The organism is Litchfieldella xinjiangensis (assembly GCF_000759345.1).
Classification (GTDB): domain Bacteria; phylum Pseudomonadota; class Gammaproteobacteria; order Pseudomonadales; family Halomonadaceae; genus Litchfieldella_A; species Litchfieldella_A xinjiangensis.
This window is the reverse complement of the sequence record NZ_JPZL01000002.1, coordinates 862,549-878,976: the sequence shown is the minus strand read 5'-3', so window position 1 is coordinate 878,976 and position 16,428 is coordinate 862,549. Positions and strand designations below refer to the sequence as shown.

Here is a 16,428-nt window from a genome sequence, read left to right as displayed (position 1 = left end):
GCATGGATGTCTGGATAAGTGCCCTGCTCTTCTCGGCGGGTTACAACACCAGCCTGGTTACGCTGGGCGCCATGGCCCTGGGGGCCAGTGCCGGAATGATCGGCAGCTTCATCCTGTTGCGCAAACGCTCGTTGGTCAGTGATGCCATCAGCCATGCCACCCTGCCCGGCCTGGCCCTGGCGTTCATCCTCACCGCGACACTGACGGGCGACGGACGTTGGCTGCCAGGACTCATGATCGGCGCCGCCCTGAGCGCCACGTTCGGCCTATGGTGCGTACAAGCCATCAGTTCGCGCACCCGTCTTGGCGAGGATGCCGCCATCGGGGCGGTACTCTCCACCCTGTTCGGCCTGGGCGTGGTGCTGATCACCGCGATACAGACGATGAACATCGGCGGTCAGGCGGGCCTGACCGACTACCTGGTCGGTTCAACAGCCGGGATGCTGGCGGCCGAGGCACAGCTCATCGCGCTTTGCGCCCTGCTGCTGCTATTGGCTTGTTTCATGTTCCGGCGCGAGTTCCTGCTGGTTTGCTTCGATGCCGAATACGCCTATACCACCGGCATTCGCACACGACGCATCGATATGCTGATGCTCCTGCTGCTGCTGGCGGTCACGGTCATTGGGCTAAAGGTCACCGGTTTGATCCTGATCGTCGCGCTGACCATCATACCCCCCGTGACCGGTCGCTTCTGGACCAACCGCCCCTTGCATATGGTCGCCATCGCCTCCGTGTGTGGTGCCCTGGCCGGCTACCTGGGCGTCACGCTGTCGAGCATCCGTTCCGGCCTGCCCACCGGCCCATTGATCGTGCTCAGCGCATTCATGCTGTTTGCGCTCTCGCTATTGCTCTCGCCACGGCGAGGCATCGTCGCCAAACTGGCCGCCCATCAGCGCTTCAAGACGCAGGTGCATCTGCGCCAGGGGTTGCTCAGCCTGGCACGTCACGAAGCCATTTATGACGGCCTGACCCTGCGCATCCTGAAACGGCATGGGTATATTCGCCGCGATCATGTTCCCACGCCGTCAGGGCTGGCTGCGGCACGTGACGCCGAACACGAGGAGCAGCTGTGGTCCCTGTATCGAACGCTTTATCCCGACGAGGCGGCCTATGCCGGCTACGTCGGCCTTGAACCCATCGGTCAATGCTTGCCGCCCGATACGATCATGGCGCTGGAAATGCGTCGCTACCCGCCGCAGGGGGGAGCGTCATGAGCGACTTCTTGATGTTGAGCCTGGTACCGATGCTCATCGCCTCGATCATTGCCAGCACCTGCGCGCTATTAGGCAACTTCCTGGTGTTGAGACGTCAGAGCCTCATAGGTGATGCCATCAGCCACGTGGCCCTGCCCGGTATCGTCGCAAGCTTTTTGATTACCGGCACGCTGGCCGCCACGGCAATGATGGTCGGCGCCGGTGTCGCGGCCCTGATCACGGTCGCGATGATTGCGTTGATCAAGCATCTGGGGCGGGTGGAATCGAGCGCCGCCATGGGGGTGGCCTTTACCGCCATCTTCGCCCTCGGGGTGTTGATGCTCGAATGGCACGGCGCCAGCGGGGTCCATCTCGACGTCGAGCATGCACTGTATGGCAGCCTGGAGAGCCTGATCTGGTTCGAGGGTCATGACTGGGGCGCGTTGCTGGATCGCCAGGCGCTTGCCGACCTTCCCCCACAATTGCCCCGCGTGGCCTGGGTGGGCCTATTGGTAGCGGGGTTCGTGACCGTGGCCTGGCGGCCCCTGGTGGTCGGCAGCTTCGATCCGGAATTCGCGGCCAGCGTTCGGGCCCACCCGACCCTCGTCGACCTGCTGCTGGTGGCCATGGTGGCCATCACGGCCATTGCCGCCTTCGAGGCGGTTGGGTCGATCATCGTCATCGCCATGTTCATCTGTCCGGCCGCGGCGGCACGCTTGATGACCAATCGCCTATCGGCACAGCTGATCTGGAGTCAGGTATTCGCCCTGCTGTCGGCGATTCTCGGCTATGTACTTTCGGGATACGGGCCTGGTTGGCTGGGTTTCGAAGCCTCGCTCAGCGCGGCGGGCATGATCGCCAGCGTTGCCGGTCTCATCCTGCTCCTGGCCTGCCTGTTCGGCCCGCAACGCCGTCATCATGACGCGTCTGGCGAGCCGTCACTCATGCCAGAGCGTTAATGGTCTATTCATAATCGCCAAGCTGTCTCCGTTGTACATGACGCGTAAGCTGGGACATGAGATCCATTGTCCGAGGCCCGCATGCTCAACGCCCTATTCATCTCCCACGGTTCACCCGCGCTGATAATGAGCGATCACCCGGCGCGGGCGTTCCTGTCAGACCTGGGCCGACGCCTCACCCGGCCACGGGGTGCCCTGGTGGTGTCAGCGCACTTCGAGACGCCCACGCTGACGCTGGGTGCCGACGCCTTACCGGGGACGTGGCACGATTTTTATGGTTTCCCTCGCGAACTCTACGAAGTGCGGTATCCAGCACAGGGCATGCCCTCCGAGGCTCGGAAGCTTGCCGAAGCGCTACAGACTCAAGGCTACAAGGCCAGTCTCGATCCTGTTCGCCCTCTGGATCACGGTATCTGGTCGCCGCTGTCGCTGCTCTGGCCCGACGCCGATGTCCCTATCGTGCCAGTGAGTGTGCCCATGAGCCTGACGCCCCCCGAGCAGTTGTCGCTGGCAGCTGCACTGGGGCGCTATGCAACCGCCAACGACATGTGGCTGATCGGCTCCGGTGCCGCGACGCACAACCTGGGTGATCGGAAACCCGAGTTTGCACCCCCCGACCCGTGGGCGCGTGAGTTCACTGCCTGGGCGAAAAATGTGGCGAACCGCGGCGACCTTGCCGCCTTGGCCGATTGGCAACATCAGGCGCCCTATGCCAAGCACGCCCACCCTACGCCAGAGCATTTCCTACCGCTATTGATGTGCGTAGCGGCGATGAACGGTCGGCCCATGGCTGCACTTCACGACAGCTTCAGCTACGGCAACCTGAGCATGCTGACATTGGCGAGTCCCCGATTGGCCGAACAGTGGCAAACGGTGGCCTGACGCAATGAGTCAAAGCGCAGACACGCTGCCAGACAGCTCGGCTTGATCGGGACAGCTCGTCAATCGCGAAAATTATTGAACTGAAGCGGCAGATCAGGGCCTTCCTCGCTTCTGAGCAGGGCCATGGCTTGCTGGAGATCGTCGCGCTTCTTGCCGGTCACGCGCACCTTGTCACCCTGAATCTGGGCCTGAACCTTGAGCTTGGAGTCCTTGAGCTGCTTGACGATTGCCTTGCAGTCGGCCTGCTCCAGGCCCTGCTTGAGCTTGACCTCCTGGCGTGCCTTGACCCCACTGAGTACCGGGTCCTGTTCGTCCATGCAGCGTGCATCGATGCCGCGGGCGATTAGCTTGTTCCGCAGCACATCGAGCATCTGCTTGAGCTGGAAGTCGACGTCCGCCTCGAGTGAGACCGTATCGTCGTTGAGCTCGAAGCTGGCATCGACCCCCCGAAAGTCAAAGCGGGTCTGGACTTCACGGTTGGCCTGATCGACCGCATTGCTGGCTTCGTGCTTGTCGAATTCCGAGACGATATCGAAGGAAGGCATGCTGAAGCTTCTCCTGGCTGCGAAAGGGGCATCGATTCTAAGTCAGGCGTCCTACAGTTGCATCCGCCTGTTGCGGGGGATCCATACCGTCCGACGCATCCGTTTCGAGAGGCTTGTGCATCTGCCAGGCGGCACAGCCATCGACGTAGTAGTCGTCGATCCAACGCTGAAGCCCGAATCCCATGCGACGGTAAAGGCCCAGGGCAACTCGATTGTCGGCCCTGACTTCCAGCGTAAGCTGGCGCATGTCTCGTTGAATGGCCTCGGCCTCGAGTGCCTCGAGCAGGCGACGCCCAAGCCCACTGCCACGCGCGTCGGGGTGCACGCAAAAGGAGTATAGGCGCGCACTGCGACTGTTGCGGCGAAACAGGAGCGTGCCATAGCCCAGCGGACAGTCGTGATCATCCACACCCAACCAGGTGACGGCGTTGGCGCCACGCAGCAGGTGAGCCAGTTGCCGGCGGCTGAAACGGTCGCCATCGAAGCACGCCATCTCGAGCAGGCACAAGGCATCGAGATCGGTGGGACGTGCGGCGCGAAGTACGCAACTCATCGGTTATCTCATGGATTTTGTCGCGGATTCTGGAGCCCAGCGAGACGCTTGTCATTAACCTGGACAATGAAATTATTTCACTTGGTCCGAGTATTGTCCCTCGCCCCATGCCCGGGCATGCTAGGTTGAATTGGCCATGTGGGCCAATGCCTCAAAGGGGATGTACCGGGTTATGAGTTCGTTGCGTATCGTCGTTGACCGCCTCGCTGATTGGCGCCCCTACTATCCTACCGAAGACCTGATTACCGCCAACGACTACCTTGCCGACGAACGGCTCGTGGCCGACCAGGATGCCGCGACGCATGTCATCAACCTGTGCGATGACCTGGACTACCTGGAAACCGGCTACTACGTATCCTTGCTGGCCCAGGCACGCGGTCAGCGCGTGCTGCCAAGCGTCGAAACCCTCAATCAGCTGTCGAGGAAATCGCTGGTCGACCTGCAACTGGAGAGTCTCGCCCCATTACTTGCCGATCTGGCCAAGCGTGGCGCACTCCAGGGCGACAGCGTGACGCTTCGGGTGATGTTTGGCGAATGCCTGCCCGCAGGTTTCGCCAAATTGGCCCGCCGCCTGTTCGAACGCCTGCCCTGCCCGTTGCTCGAAGCCCGCTTCACACGACGCGAAGATAGCTGGCGCCTGTCTCGGCTCAAGCCGCTCAAGCTCTCCGCCCTGCGGGGTGAGGAGCAGGATCTTTTTGCCAGCGCGCTGAATCGCCACTCGCGCAAGGTCTGGCGTACGCCCAAGGCACGTCGTCGCTACCGTTTCGATCTGGCGATCCTGGTCGATCCTCAGGAGGCACTGCCTCCCAGTAACCGTAGTGCGCTCAAGCAGTTCATACGTGCGGCACGGCGCCTGGGCATCGATGCGACCCTGATCACCAAGCGTGACGAGGCACGCCTGGCCGAATTCGATGCGTTGTTCATACGCGAAACCACGAGTCTCGACCATCATACCTACCGCATGGCGCAGCGCGCCGAACACGAAGGCCTGGTGGTCATTGACGATCCGCGATCCATTTTGCGCTGTACCAACAAGGTCTATCTGCACACCCTGCTACGCGCCAAGGGCGTTCCCAGTCCCGACGGCCTGTTGCTCAATCGCCTCGATCTCAAGCGCTTGCCGGAACGTGCCGCTGGGCTCACCTATCCGATGGTACTGAAGGTACCGGACGGCTCGTTCTCTCGAGGTATCGTCAAGATCGAATCCACCGAGCAATTGGTTCGCGAGGCGACACGCCTGTTCGAGTCCTCGGCGTTGCTGCTGCTGCAGGAGTGGCTACCCACCGAGTATGACTGGCGGATCGGCGTCCTCGACGGCGAGGCGCTCTATGCCAGCCGATACTACATGGCACGGGGTCACTGGCAGATCTATGACCATTCCAAAGGCAAGGTGAAGAGCGGTGGTTTCAGTACCCACGCGCCCAGCGAGGCGCCCAAGGCCGTGGTCAAGGCGGCGCTGAAAGCCACCCGGCTTATCGGCGATGGCCTGTACGGTGTGGATATCAAGCAAATCGGCGATCGGGTCGTGGTGATCGAGATCAATGACAATCCCAACGTGGATGCCGGCGTCGAGGATACCGTGCTGGGCCCCCGCTTGTACGATCGGATCATGGAGGTCTTTCTCGAACGTATGGAAGCCCGCCGGCGCCACGTTCTATAGTCCTTTCCTTGCGTATCCACGCCGCACGCGGGCGTGGATCTCACTGGGTATGCGATAGCACGGGCAAGTTAGCCATCGAGTTCCGGATAGTGCCGGAACAGTCCTTGTTCATTGAACTCCTGCCGCCGCTCCGATTGCAGGTAAGCCTTGATATTGGGGCGCTCTACCACACGCGACACCAAGCCACCCAGCAAGGGAAAGTCGGGCTCGAAGCGTTGCATGGCTTGAGGAAAAGCGTAGCGCAACCCCGAAAGGATGTGGAATAGCGACAGATCGGCATAGGTCAGCGAGTCACCAACCAACCACCCATGGCCGTCGGGATTCCGGGCCAGTACTTGCTCGAAGTAAGTGAGAAATTTGGGCAACCGCTCTTGGCGAAACTGCTCTGACCGGCGCAGCGCCTCTTCACGCTGGTCATCGTAGTAGAGACCGACGCCGATGGGATGATGGACATCGTGAATCTCGGCAACGAAATCGGTCATGGTCAATTGCAGGCCGTGCAACCAGTAACGCTGCCCCTCATCCTCCGGTGCCAGGCCCAACCGAGGCCCCAGGTATTGGAGAATGTTAGCCACATGGGAAATGACTATACCGTCGGCCTTGAGATACGGGGGCGCAAATGGCGGTTGTGCCACCTCGGGATCGCTCAGACGACTCGCCACCTCTTCGGCCCCCAGTTCGGGGGACTGACCGACATCAAGGTAGTCGGCCTCTCCTTCCTCGAGGGCCAGACGGACGAATTCGCCCCGCCCGGGAATGCCGGGCCAATAGTAAAGTTCAAAGCGCATGGGACCGCCCCTGTCTAAAATGTCCCTGACAGGCTAGCTCATAAAAACGCTACTGGCGGCGGAGATCCTCGACGATACGCGCATAGGCAAGAACCTCATCTTCATGACCGGGCTCACGCCAGGTCTCGTCGAGCGCCGCCTGGTACCAGGCTCGAAGCGACGGCATCTGCAACAAGCGCTCGGCGTAGGCCATGGCAGGCTCACTGAGACGCAGGTCATAACTCTGCAGGCGGAAGGCAACCGGAGCGAAGAAGGCATCGACTGCCGTGAAATCAGCCCCTGCCAGGAAGGGCCCGCCAAAACGACCCAACCCCTCGCACCAAAGCTCATCCAGACGCGTCAATTCTTTCAGCAGCACGTCTGGCTGATCATGCAGGCGGGCGCGAATACCGCAGTTCATTGTGCAGCGTTGGCGAAGCTGGCCAAAGCCGGCATGCATTTCGGCACTGGCACAGCGTGCCCAAGCTCGCGGCTGAGACGCCTGGGGCCACACGCCTGGATGCCGTTCGGCGAGATATTCGACGATGCCCAGCGATTCCCATACCACGGTCTCTTCGTCCACCAGACAGGGGACCTGACCTGTCGGTGAGAAGTGGCGGAAGTCGGACCAGCTGCCGCCCGAGACGAAGGGCGTGAGGCACTCTTCAAACTCGATGCCCAGCTCACGCATCAGCACCCAAGGGCGAAGCGACCACGAGGAGTAGTTCTTGTTGGCTATATGCAGGCGATACATGGGGTTCCCGTCGCGAAACGGCCGAGCTTGTCGGCAAAGAGCTACTATTACCGCCTGCCTTGCTCGGCGTCCAGTGCCGAGCCGGCATGCCACGCGGCACTCAGGCGACCTCGATCTCGTAGCCGGTGAACTTGCGCAGGTTGATGACACCGGTATCGAGAATCACATACTGCCCTTTCAGCCCCATGAGTAAGCCTGACACCTCACGTGACTTGTCGAAATTGTGCGAAACGATCTTGCGTGGCGATTCCAGCACAGGGTAATGCAGATGCGTGGGCGAGGCGTCGATCTCGCGCAGACTATCGATGCCAACGTACTCTCTCAGCCCGGCCAGACCGCTCTCGAGCCGCGCCATGAGACGGTCACGCTCGGCGATGAGATCCAGCGGCTCGACCTCGCCCTTGAGCATGGCGCGCCAGTTGGTGCGATCGGCCACGGCCTCCTTGAACAGCATCTCGACCTTGCCCGACTGCAGCCGCGTATCGACTTCCAGGATGGGCAGTGCCTGGATGGCCCCCTGGTCGAGCCAGCGAGTCGGCAATTGCGTCTTGCGCGTAATGCCGACCTTCAATCCCGACGAGTTGGCAAGGTAGACCACATGGGGCTGGAAGCAATGCTGCTCCCCCCAAGCCGGCTCGCGACAGGTGCCGGCGTGGTAGTGGCACGTCTCGGGCTTGACGATGCAGGTATCGCACTGGGCCAGCCGCTTGAAGCAGGGAAAGCAATGTCCCTGCCCGAAGCTTTTGTTCGTCGGGCGTCCGCAATGGGTGCAAGCGATCGCTCCCGTGTAGCTCAACCGCAGCGGCTGCCCCAGACGCGCATTGAGATCGATACGATGATCCCCGGCCCGTAGATGATAACGAGCCGGCTCATCGCCCTGCCCCGGGGCGATGGCCATCTTGCTCAGGTGGCCACGAAAGCTCGTCGCCAAGTCGATCAGTTCACCCACTTGATGCTATCTCCCTGGCCGGCATTGTCGCTGCCACAGCCGCTCTGCTCCAGGTAGCCTACCCGTTGATCCTCGGCGACATTATGCTCGTGCTCGTATTTGATGACCGCTTCCAGACAGAGCACGGTCTGCTCATCGGTCAGACGCCGTCCATCCGGCCACTTGCGCAGCGAAACCGCTTGCTTGAGGCTTTCGTAGATTTCCGGGGACATCTGCTGGATCATGCGATCGAAGGTCATCTCGCTCATGGGTGCTTCCTCGTGACTATTGCCGCCGCTGGCGGCCCGAATAATACCATCCCAGCAGCAAGCCCACGACCAGGCCTCCGACATGGGCCTCGTTGGCGACATTGCCAAAGCCCACCAGACCGGCGATATCGGTCATGGTGAATACCATCCAGCCGAGCATGAAAACCACCAGCATCTGCGGCACGAAAAAGCCGCTTTGTGGCGCCCGGCGCGACATCAGCCACACATAGCCAAGCAAGGCATAATCGACGCCGGACATACCCCCGAAGAGCACCGTGCCGGTCGCATATTGCGCCAGGTTGGAACCCACCGCCGTCAACAGGACGAACAGCGCCATGTGCCGGCTGCCCTGTATTTCCTCGACCTGGCGACCGAAATACCACAGCCACAACATGTTGAAGATCAGGTGCATCCAGCTGAAATGCAGCAATGCTGGAGAGAATATTCGCCATACCTGGCCCGAAGCGAAGGTATCGCCCAGGTCGGCGAAGACCAGGCTGCCATTGGCGATGCCGATCGGCACGATGGTGAGCATGGCCACCACCAGATCGCCCAGCACCGCCATCAAGCCAAACACCAGCAGGCACAGCCCCAGCAAGGTCGCAGTCACGGGCGCGACACGAAAAGGTCGTGTCACGCCGCTATCGGCCAGGCGCCGACGATGGCGATGCCCGACGGGCATCAATGACTCACCCTGCTTCCAACGCTCCAACAGTGACATCAGTTGCTGGTGTTGTGCGGGATCGGCCAACCATAAGGTATAGCCTTGCTCGTCCTCGGTGAAACGATGACCGATGCGATGTGCCCAGAGCGCCTCCCGCAAGGGACGGGTATCGGTATCGCGGGGCAGCATGAGCACCTTGTACATGGATTCTCCAAAGCTCATGAATGGTCTGGACAAAGAAAAATCCGGCGGAGGGGGCCGCCGGATAAAAGCAAGGGATCATTCAAGGGAACACTTACTCTGATGGTCATGACAACGGCAAGTTCACAGTCGAGTCGAATAATTATGTAATTAATTGTATCGCAACAACAATGCCTGCCGATGCGTCAATCGAAGTCGATCTCCCAGGGTCTAGGCCGTGCCTGTTCGTCGCGGGGCACGCGAACCCAGACGAAGCGATTGGCATCCAGACAAGACTCGCCCGACCATCGGTAGGCCACCAGACGACCGAACTTGACGGCACTGTAATCGAGACAAGCAATATTGGGCGCCGGCAGTGCCGGGATACCCTCACACCAATAGTGGCCGATGAACAGCGGCGGCTCGTCCGGCGGATAATAACTCAACCGGTTACGCTCCTCCTCGTCCAGTGGCCGTAGTTCCAAGTCATTGGGCAAGTTGTCCGGCTGAAAAATCACGTCGCCATACGTACGCGGGCGACGCGCCCAAAAATGGGCGCGGAAACTACGCCGCGTGAAGCCATCACCGGAATGGATCTCCATGCCGGGCGGGAGCGGGATATGGCTGCCCCGGGTCAGGCGATCGAGAACCCGGTACGCCAGGCTGTCACTGTCCACCGACTGCTCGAGGAACGCTTCGGACATTTTGCCGTCGGGATGGTCGCGACGAAAGGCATCGATCAGCGCCTGGTCCCAGCAGGCGTGGACGATACGTATCCCATCGATCTCGAGCATCAGGGGAATGTCCATGAACCAGGCAAGGGTATCCTCCCATTCGCTGGGGTGATCTCGATACTGTTCGAGCGTTTCCTTGATGATGCGGTTATGGCGTGGCGTATGTTCGCGCAGCCAGGCATGTTCGTTACCCACCCGACGTTGCCTGCAATAAGCCAGCGCATTGTATTCGTGGTTACCCATGACGATATGCGCCTCGCCAGCTTCGACCATGCGCCGAGCGATATCGACTGCCAGACGAATACGCGGGCCACGATCGATCAGGTCGCCAAGGAAGATCACCTTGCGTCGCGGGTGACGATAAACGCCGCCCCGCTGGTGATATCCGAGTTTTTCAAGCAATGCCGCCAACGTGGCGCCACAGCCATGCACATCACCTATCAGGTCATAGCCTTCGATATCGGGACGAATGCTCACGTTACGCTCCCAACCGGCTGCTCCAGCCGAGCTTGCTACGACACACTTCATAGAAATTGTGGCCGAATGGGTGAACCAGCTTGAGGCGCTGGGGCTTGCGGCGCACATAAAGGATATCGTCAGGCTTTGAGACGACCCGGGTCTGGCCGTCGCAGCTCACGTGAGGATAAGCCTCGTTGGTCTCGCCGATATGAATGCGAATTTCACTACCGCCCCCCACGACGATCGGCCGGCTGGATAGCGTATGAGGAAACATCGGCACCAAGGTGATGGCATCGATACCAGGATGAACGATGGGGCCACCTCCGGAGAGAGCGTAAGCCGTGGTTCCGGTCGGAGTGGCGATGATAAGGCCGTCGCTACGCTGGCTGTATACGAACTGGCCATCGATGAAGAGTTCGAACTCGATCATGCGCACCGCCTTGCCGGGGTGCACGACAACGTCATTGAGTGCATCACCGTCGCCAACCGGCATGTCGTTGCGGTACACCTGCGCATCGAGCAGGAAACGCTCCTCGATTTCGAAATGCCCGTCGAGTACTTCGCCGACCTTCACTTCCATCTCGTCGGGAGACACATCGGTCAAGAAACCCAGGCGACCTCTGTTGATGCCTAGCACCGGCGTACCGCTCAGGCACAGGGCCCGGGCCGCTCCCAGCATGCTGCCATCGCCACCCACCACGATGACCAGGTCGCAAATCTCGCCAAGCCTGTCTCGACTGGCCTCCTGCTGGCCATGATCGAGCAGCACGGTGGCGGTACGATCCTCGATAATGACATGAAGGCCGCGTTTATCGAGATAACGGACCAACCGCTTGAGCGTGTCCACCGCCCTGGCACTGCCCAACCGGCCGATCAGACCGATGTTCTTGAAGGATGTCATGCAATCAGCCTCTCCCGTCGAGGCTGGCCATTATGCGGGGTCGCTTGCCCATGGGCAAACCGACTCAGGCGGCAGCCACGGCCTGACGGCGCTTTACCCACCATTCATTGATCACAAGCGAGACGACGATGATCGCTCCACCCAGGGCCAGACGAACCAGGTCGGCATCGCGATTCCAGATCACCAGATTGACCAGTAAGCCGGCGGGAATCAGCGCATTGTTCATGATCGCCAGCGCCCCGGCATCCACCTGGGTAGCCCCTCGATTCCACAGGAAATAGCCGAGCCCCGATGCGACCAACCCCAGCCATCCCAATACTCCCCACTGCAAGGACGTGGTAGGCAGTTTCTCCGCGTTGCCGAACAGGCCAAAGGCAAGCAGGGCAAGGCCCAGCGCGCCGAGATAGAACCAGCCGAACAGACGAAACTGAGCCACGTCCCTGGGAAGCTGCACGGCAAGGTGACGATAGGCAACCTGCCCCAGGGCGAAGCAGAGGTTGGCCCCCTGAACGACCAGGAACCCAGCCCAGAAACCGCTGTTGACGCCTTCGTAACGAATCACGGCGGCCCCGATCACGGCCAGAGCCGCCGTCAGCAGGTAGAATGGGGTAAAGCGCCCGGCCATGGCATCGTCGATGAGCGTGATATAGAGCGGCGTAAAAATGGTGAAGAGCAAGACTTCAGGCACTGACAGCAGCTGAAAGGACTGATAGAAAAAAATGTACATCAGACCGAGCTGGATGGCCCCGATCCCCATCAGGGAAAGAATGTGGCGAAGCGCGAGCATGCGAGGCCGCAAGAACGGCAAGAACAGTAGGCTCGCCAGCGCAATACGCGTCAGTACCGCAAAATAACTGTCCACCTGACCCGAAAGATAGGCTCCGATCAGGGAAAAGGAAAATGCCCATAGCACCGTCACGCCGACAAGATAGCCCACAGTTAACCCCAAATGAGACTTAAAGTTGACTGATAGTATAGCCCGACTGCCCCTGCTGACAGCAATACGCTCGTTCACCTTCGATGCCCAGCCTGGCCCCAGCTCCGCCAGCGGCTGGCAGGGCCAGGGCAACGGCCAGGTACGGATCGAGCAGCAGGCAAACCAGATTCGCTTTCACGAGCAAGGTCACTTTCAACCTGCCGCCGGTGGAAATCCTGTCGCGTTTACCAATGTCTATCGGTGGGAGGTCGAAGTGGATCGCCTAAGGCTGTTTCATGAGCGGCGGGGTCCGGCTCACGCCGTCTGGCTTTTCGACCTTGTCGCCGGGCACGACTCGCTCGATCTGGTCAGTGATGAAGCGCACCTCTGCGGAATGGATAATTATTGGGCGCGCTTGCACCTATGGAGCGGGGGCTTCGACTTGCACTGGCAGATTCGAGGGCCGCGCAAGGATGAAACCCTTCACTACCGCTATCGATAGCCCTAGGGTTCGGCTACCAACGCAAAGATTCGGAATTCACGGCGCCCTGGCCTGACCCGAAAGCAGACGTATCGCCTTGCATCGCGAAGTATTCCTCGAGCTTCTCTTCTGCCTGATCGCCGAAGAGCACGCGGCACGCTTCAGAGAGCCCGGGTGATTGCCGAATCTCCTCGCGCTTGAGCACCAGCGAAATTTTCGAGCGTCGTCGCAGGAAGTCATCGAGCTGGGTGATCATTTCGCGACGCTCGGCCTGGCGAATCTCGCAGCGCAGATACTCCGTACCCTCGATCATGACCTCAGCCTGGCGGGGATCCTCGCGGATCTCATCGAGCATCTCCAGGGCATGTGCCCCATAGCGCCGCCAAAGTCGCTGGCTCAGTGACTCGGCCGCATCGGGTCGGGCCATGGCATCGAGCGCCATCAGTGTCGCTTGGTGAAAAAACTCGTCGCGTGTCGCCTGGGGAGGCTCGCCGTACCAGGCATAACGCGGATAAGGAACCTCGACCCCCAGCTGATTGACAGCCTGGACGACCTCATCGCCGACATTGAGACAGTCGGTCAGCTTGCCGCCGAATATGCTGACATGGGCGTCGTCCGGATCAATATCGAGCGCATGCTTGCGTGAAAGCTGCAGGAAATCCCGCCCCCCTCCGGAGCTTGCCTTTACCGCCAGGGGGCGCACCCCGCAACGGGTTGCGATGATGTCCCGCGTCTCCAGTGGCCGTTCAAGCTGTAGACGCTTGTTGATATTGTCGAGCACGAAGCGAACGTCCTCCTCGGTCACTTCGACGTCGGGCCCCTCGACCCGGGTATCGGTGGTTCCGATACAGGTTCGTCGCCCCATGGGAATCACGAAGAAAAGCCGGCCGTCATCGGCAAAGAAAGCCAGGACGCGCTTGGCATTCGTCAGTTGCGGGACGATCAGGTGAATACCCTTGGAATAGACATGCTGATGGCGCGTCTGCTGACCCGTCAACGCGTTGTGCTGATCCACGTAGGGGCCGGCGGCATTGACGAGGACCTGGGCTCGAATATCGAACTCATGCCCATTCATGACATCTCGCGCCGTAACACGCCAGCCACCCTCCTCCCGCCTGGCTCCCAGGGACTCGACATAATTGGCGGCGGCGCAGCCGCGATCCATGGCGCTACGCACGAAATTGAAGACGAACCGAGCATCGTTGTCATAGAGATAGGCATCGGAATACTCAAAGCCGCCGACGGCGCCCTCGACATCGATAATGGGCTCCTTGGCCCGGATACGTGATGGTGACAGAAAATGCGGTATGCGTGTAAAGCCACTGCCCATCAGCCAGTAAATCCAGGCACCGGTCCAGAGGTAGCGCGGGTGGTACCGGAACCCTTCGCCGATCGTGGTGAGAAAGCGAATTTCCTGGACCGTCGATGGGTAATGGCGAATCAGATGGTTTCGACTCTTGCACAGCTTACGCACCAGCGCGAAATCGTAACTCTCCATGTATTTGATGCCGCCCCAAACCAGGTTGGAAGACTGCATGCTGGTGCTGCCGGCGAAATCCCCCCGGTCGATCAGCGCCACCTTGACCCCTCGTCCCGCGAGGGCTGCGGCCGAGGCGGCGCCATTGATTCCCCCTCCGATGATGACGACATCGAAGCGTGTCTCCGCCATCCGGCGGATATTGTTATTGCGAAGTTGCATGGGAAGCCCTTTTTAATGACAAAGCCCCGCTCGGTTACGCCGAGCGGGGCTTCAAGACCCATACTGGGCGACCGGTTTCACGTTGTTTGGCTACCGCACGGCGGCAGCAAGGGGCGGCGAAACTGCCGCCCATTCGATCAGCGTGTACCGGCCGCCATCCACTCCTCCATCATCTGGTCGTAGGGCATGGTGGTCCCCTGTGGCATCTCGTTGTCGAGCTTGGCCTTGGGCGCACCCGGCTCATCGAGCCATTCCTGCGGATCCCGCTCTTCGTTGAGCTTGGGCGCGTACGTGGAGAAGACACCGGCTCTCGCCAGGCGTGCCATGACGCTATCGAGATCGCCTGCCAGGTTATCCAGAGCCTCCTGCGGCGTGACCTCGCCATTGACCGCGGGCGCCAGGTTCTGCCACCACAGCGGTGCCATGCGCGGATAATCCGGCACGTTAGTGCTCGAGGGAGTCCAGTTGGATTCGTTCGGGCTACGATAGAACTCTATGAGACCGCCCAACTTGGGCGCCATCTCGGTCATCTGGTCAGAAAAGATGTCAGATTTACGAATCGGCGTGAGGCCCGCCATCAATTTCTCAAGAGAGACCGTCTTGGCAGTAGTGAACTGCGCAAACAGCCAAGCCGCGGTACGACGATCCTCGGGCGTGGAGTCGAAGAAGGTCCAGGCGCCCACATCCTGATACCCCACTTTCATGCCCTCTTCCCAGTACGGGCCGGTCGGCGACGGCGCCATACGCCACTTGGGGTTGCCCTCGTCATCGGTCACGGCCACATCGGGACTGATCATGTCGGCGGTAAAGGTGGTGTACCAGAACATTTGCTGGGCGACATTGCCTTGCGCAGGCACGGGGCCAGCTTCACCGAAGGTCATACCCTGCGCCTCGGGGGGAGCATATTTGGCCAACCAATCAACCATTTTGGTCACGGCAAAGACCGAGGCCGGCGAGTTGGTCGCTCCGCCACGGGAGACGCTTGCGCCTACCGGACGACTCTCCTCGTCGACACGAATACCCCAGTCATCGACCGGGTTGCCGAACGGTACGCCGGGGCTGCCCATGCCCGCCATCGATAGCCAGGAATCGTGGAAACGCCAGCCTAGCGATGGGTCGCGGCGCCCATAATCCATGTGGCCGTAGATCTTGGTGCCGTCGATCTCGCCGACATGCTCGGTGAAGAATTCGGCGATATCCTCATAGGCCGTCCAGTTGGTCGGCACACCGAGGTCATAACCGTAGATGTCGCGGAACTGCTCCTGAAAATCCTCACGCTGGAACCAGTCATAGCGGAACCAATAGAGGTTGGCGAACTGCTGGGTCGGCAATTGGTAGATGCTGCCATCCGGCCCGGTGCCGTACTGGATACCCATGAAATCGTCAAGATCGAGAGTAGGCAGGGTGTAATCGGCCCACTCGTTTTTCATCGCCTCGGATATATTGATGGTCGTGCCATAGCGAATGTGGGTACCGATCGAATCGGAGTCGTTGACGTAGCCGTCATAGATGTTGCGCCCCGACTGCATTTGGGTCTGCATGTTATTGACGACATCGCCCTCTCCAATGATGTTATGGGTGATCTCGATGCCGGTCAGTTCTGTGAACGCCTCGGCCAGCACATCACGCTCATAGGTATGCGTGGTCAGGCCCTCGGCAACGGTATTAATCTCCATGCCGCGGAATGGCTCGGCCGCCTTGACGAACCATTCGAGCTCCTCGATCTGCTCCTCACGAGTCAGCGTCGAGTTCTGAAAGTGCTCATCGATCAGCCGTTCGATGACTTCACGGCTGGGCTCTTGGGCCTGTAGTGCGCTACTGGCAAGCATGACGCTGGCGGCAAGTAGAGAGAGTCGGATGCTAGTGTGCTTCATGATGACCTCT

Annotated in this window: 17 protein-coding genes; 5 read left to right on the top strand and 12 right to left on the bottom strand. The window is 60.3% G+C overall.

Annotated elements, in window-relative coordinates:
* The first annotated feature begins 2 nt into the window (after positions 1-2).
* The 3 genes from JH15_RS11395 (at position 3) to JH15_RS11385 (ending at position 3,034) form a co-directional block, all read left to right on the top strand.
* The gene (locus JH15_RS11395; RefSeq protein ID WP_043530276.1) at positions 3-1,214 is read left to right on the top strand and encodes a metal ABC transporter permease; all 1,212 of its coding nucleotides are present in this window, start codon (positions 3-5) and stop codon (positions 1,212-1,214) included.
* Positions 1,211-2,152 carry a metal ABC transporter permease gene (locus JH15_RS11390; protein ID WP_043530274.1) on the top strand — a complete coding sequence of 314 codons (942 nt, stop codon included), beginning with the start codon at positions 1,211-1,213 and terminating at the stop codon, positions 2,150-2,152. Before JH15_RS11395 ends, JH15_RS11390 begins: the two co-directional genes overlap by 4 nt.
* An 81-nt stretch (positions 2,153-2,233) precedes the next feature.
* Positions 2,234-3,034: a DODA-type extradiol aromatic ring-opening family dioxygenase gene (locus JH15_RS11385; protein ID WP_156105294.1), complete on the top strand. Its 801-nt coding sequence runs from the start codon at positions 2,234-2,236 to the stop codon at positions 3,032-3,034.
* Between the two features lie 59 nt (positions 3,035-3,093).
* Here JH15_RS11385 and JH15_RS11380 read toward each other — a convergent pair whose 3' ends face one another.
* Together JH15_RS11380 and JH15_RS11375 are read right to left on the bottom strand one after the other, a co-directional pair.
* Entirely contained in the window at positions 3,094-3,579 is a 486-nt protein-coding gene (locus JH15_RS11380; RefSeq protein ID WP_043530272.1) for a YajQ family cyclic di-GMP-binding protein, read from the bottom strand.
* A gap of 37 nt (positions 3,580-3,616) precedes the next feature.
* A complete protein-coding gene (locus JH15_RS11375) occupies positions 3,617-4,132 on the bottom strand; it encodes a GNAT family N-acetyltransferase (RefSeq protein ID WP_052384057.1) in 516 nt (171 codons plus the stop codon).
* A 172-nt stretch (positions 4,133-4,304) separates the two neighbouring features.
* Here JH15_RS11375 and JH15_RS11370 point away from each other — a divergent pair, with 172 nt between their 5' ends.
* Positions 4,305-5,792 (top strand): RimK family protein, encoded by a 1,488-nt coding sequence (locus tag JH15_RS11370; RefSeq protein ID WP_043530270.1) that lies wholly within the window; start codon positions 4,305-4,307, stop codon positions 5,790-5,792.
* 68 nt (positions 5,793-5,860) lie between these two features.
* Here the strand turns inward: JH15_RS11370 and JH15_RS11365 are convergent, their stop codons facing one another.
* The 8 genes from JH15_RS11365 to JH15_RS11330 all read right to left on the bottom strand — a co-directional run bounded on the left by JH15_RS11365 (position 5,861) and on the right by JH15_RS11330 (position 12,385).
* Positions 5,861-6,580 carry a glutathione S-transferase gene (locus JH15_RS11365; protein ID WP_043530268.1) on the bottom strand — a complete coding sequence of 240 codons (720 nt, stop codon included), beginning with the start codon at positions 6,578-6,580 and terminating at the stop codon, positions 5,861-5,863.
* A 49-nt stretch (positions 6,581-6,629) separates the two neighbouring features.
* Positions 6,630-7,313: a glutathione S-transferase family protein gene (locus tag JH15_RS11360; protein WP_043530266.1), complete on the bottom strand. Its 684-nt coding sequence runs from the start codon at positions 7,311-7,313 to the stop codon at positions 6,630-6,632.
* 100 nt (positions 7,314-7,413) lie between these two features.
* Positions 7,414-8,211, bottom strand: a complete 798-nt coding sequence (locus JH15_RS11355; protein WP_052384097.1) for a DUF2797 domain-containing protein — start codon at positions 8,209-8,211, stop codon at positions 7,414-7,416.
* Positions 8,212-8,249: 38 nt separating this feature from the next.
* On the bottom strand, positions 8,250-8,510 hold the full coding sequence (locus JH15_RS11350) for a YeaC family protein (protein WP_043530263.1): 261 nt from the start codon (positions 8,508-8,510) through the stop codon (positions 8,250-8,252).
* A gap of 16 nt (positions 8,511-8,526) precedes the next feature.
* Positions 8,527-9,378, bottom strand: a complete 852-nt coding sequence (locus JH15_RS11345) for a rhomboid family intramembrane serine protease (protein ID WP_043530262.1) — start codon at positions 9,376-9,378, stop codon at positions 8,527-8,529.
* A gap of 182 nt (positions 9,379-9,560) precedes the next feature.
* Positions 9,561-10,547, bottom strand: coding sequence for a metallophosphoesterase (locus JH15_RS11340; RefSeq protein ID WP_043530778.1), 987 nt, complete (start codon positions 10,545-10,547; stop codon positions 9,561-9,563).
* A gap of 19 nt (positions 10,548-10,566) precedes the next feature.
* On the bottom strand, positions 10,567-11,448 hold the full coding sequence (locus JH15_RS11335; protein ID WP_043530261.1) for an NAD(+) kinase: 882 nt from the start codon (positions 11,446-11,448) through the stop codon (positions 10,567-10,569).
* Between the two features lie 64 nt (positions 11,449-11,512).
* Positions 11,513-12,385, bottom strand: coding sequence for a carboxylate/amino acid/amine transporter (locus JH15_RS11330; RefSeq protein WP_043530259.1), 873 nt, complete (start codon positions 12,383-12,385; stop codon positions 11,513-11,515).
* Positions 12,386-12,410: 25 nt separating this feature from the next.
* Between JH15_RS11330 and JH15_RS11325 the strand changes: the two genes are divergently transcribed.
* A complete protein-coding gene (locus JH15_RS11325) occupies positions 12,411-12,866 on the top strand; it encodes a DUF6314 family protein (protein WP_052384056.1) in 456 nt (151 codons plus the stop codon).
* A gap of 13 nt (positions 12,867-12,879) precedes the next feature.
* Here JH15_RS11325 and JH15_RS11320 read toward each other — a convergent pair whose 3' ends face one another.
* Positions 12,880-14,544, bottom strand: coding sequence for a glycerol-3-phosphate dehydrogenase/oxidase (locus tag JH15_RS11320; protein WP_052384055.1), 1,665 nt, complete (start codon positions 14,542-14,544; stop codon positions 12,880-12,882).
* A 137-nt stretch (positions 14,545-14,681) separates the two neighbouring features.
* Positions 14,682-16,418 (bottom strand): ABC transporter substrate-binding protein, encoded by a 1,737-nt coding sequence (locus JH15_RS11315; RefSeq protein WP_043530257.1) that lies wholly within the window; start codon positions 16,416-16,418, stop codon positions 14,682-14,684.
* Between the last annotated feature and the right edge of the window lie 10 nt (positions 16,419-16,428).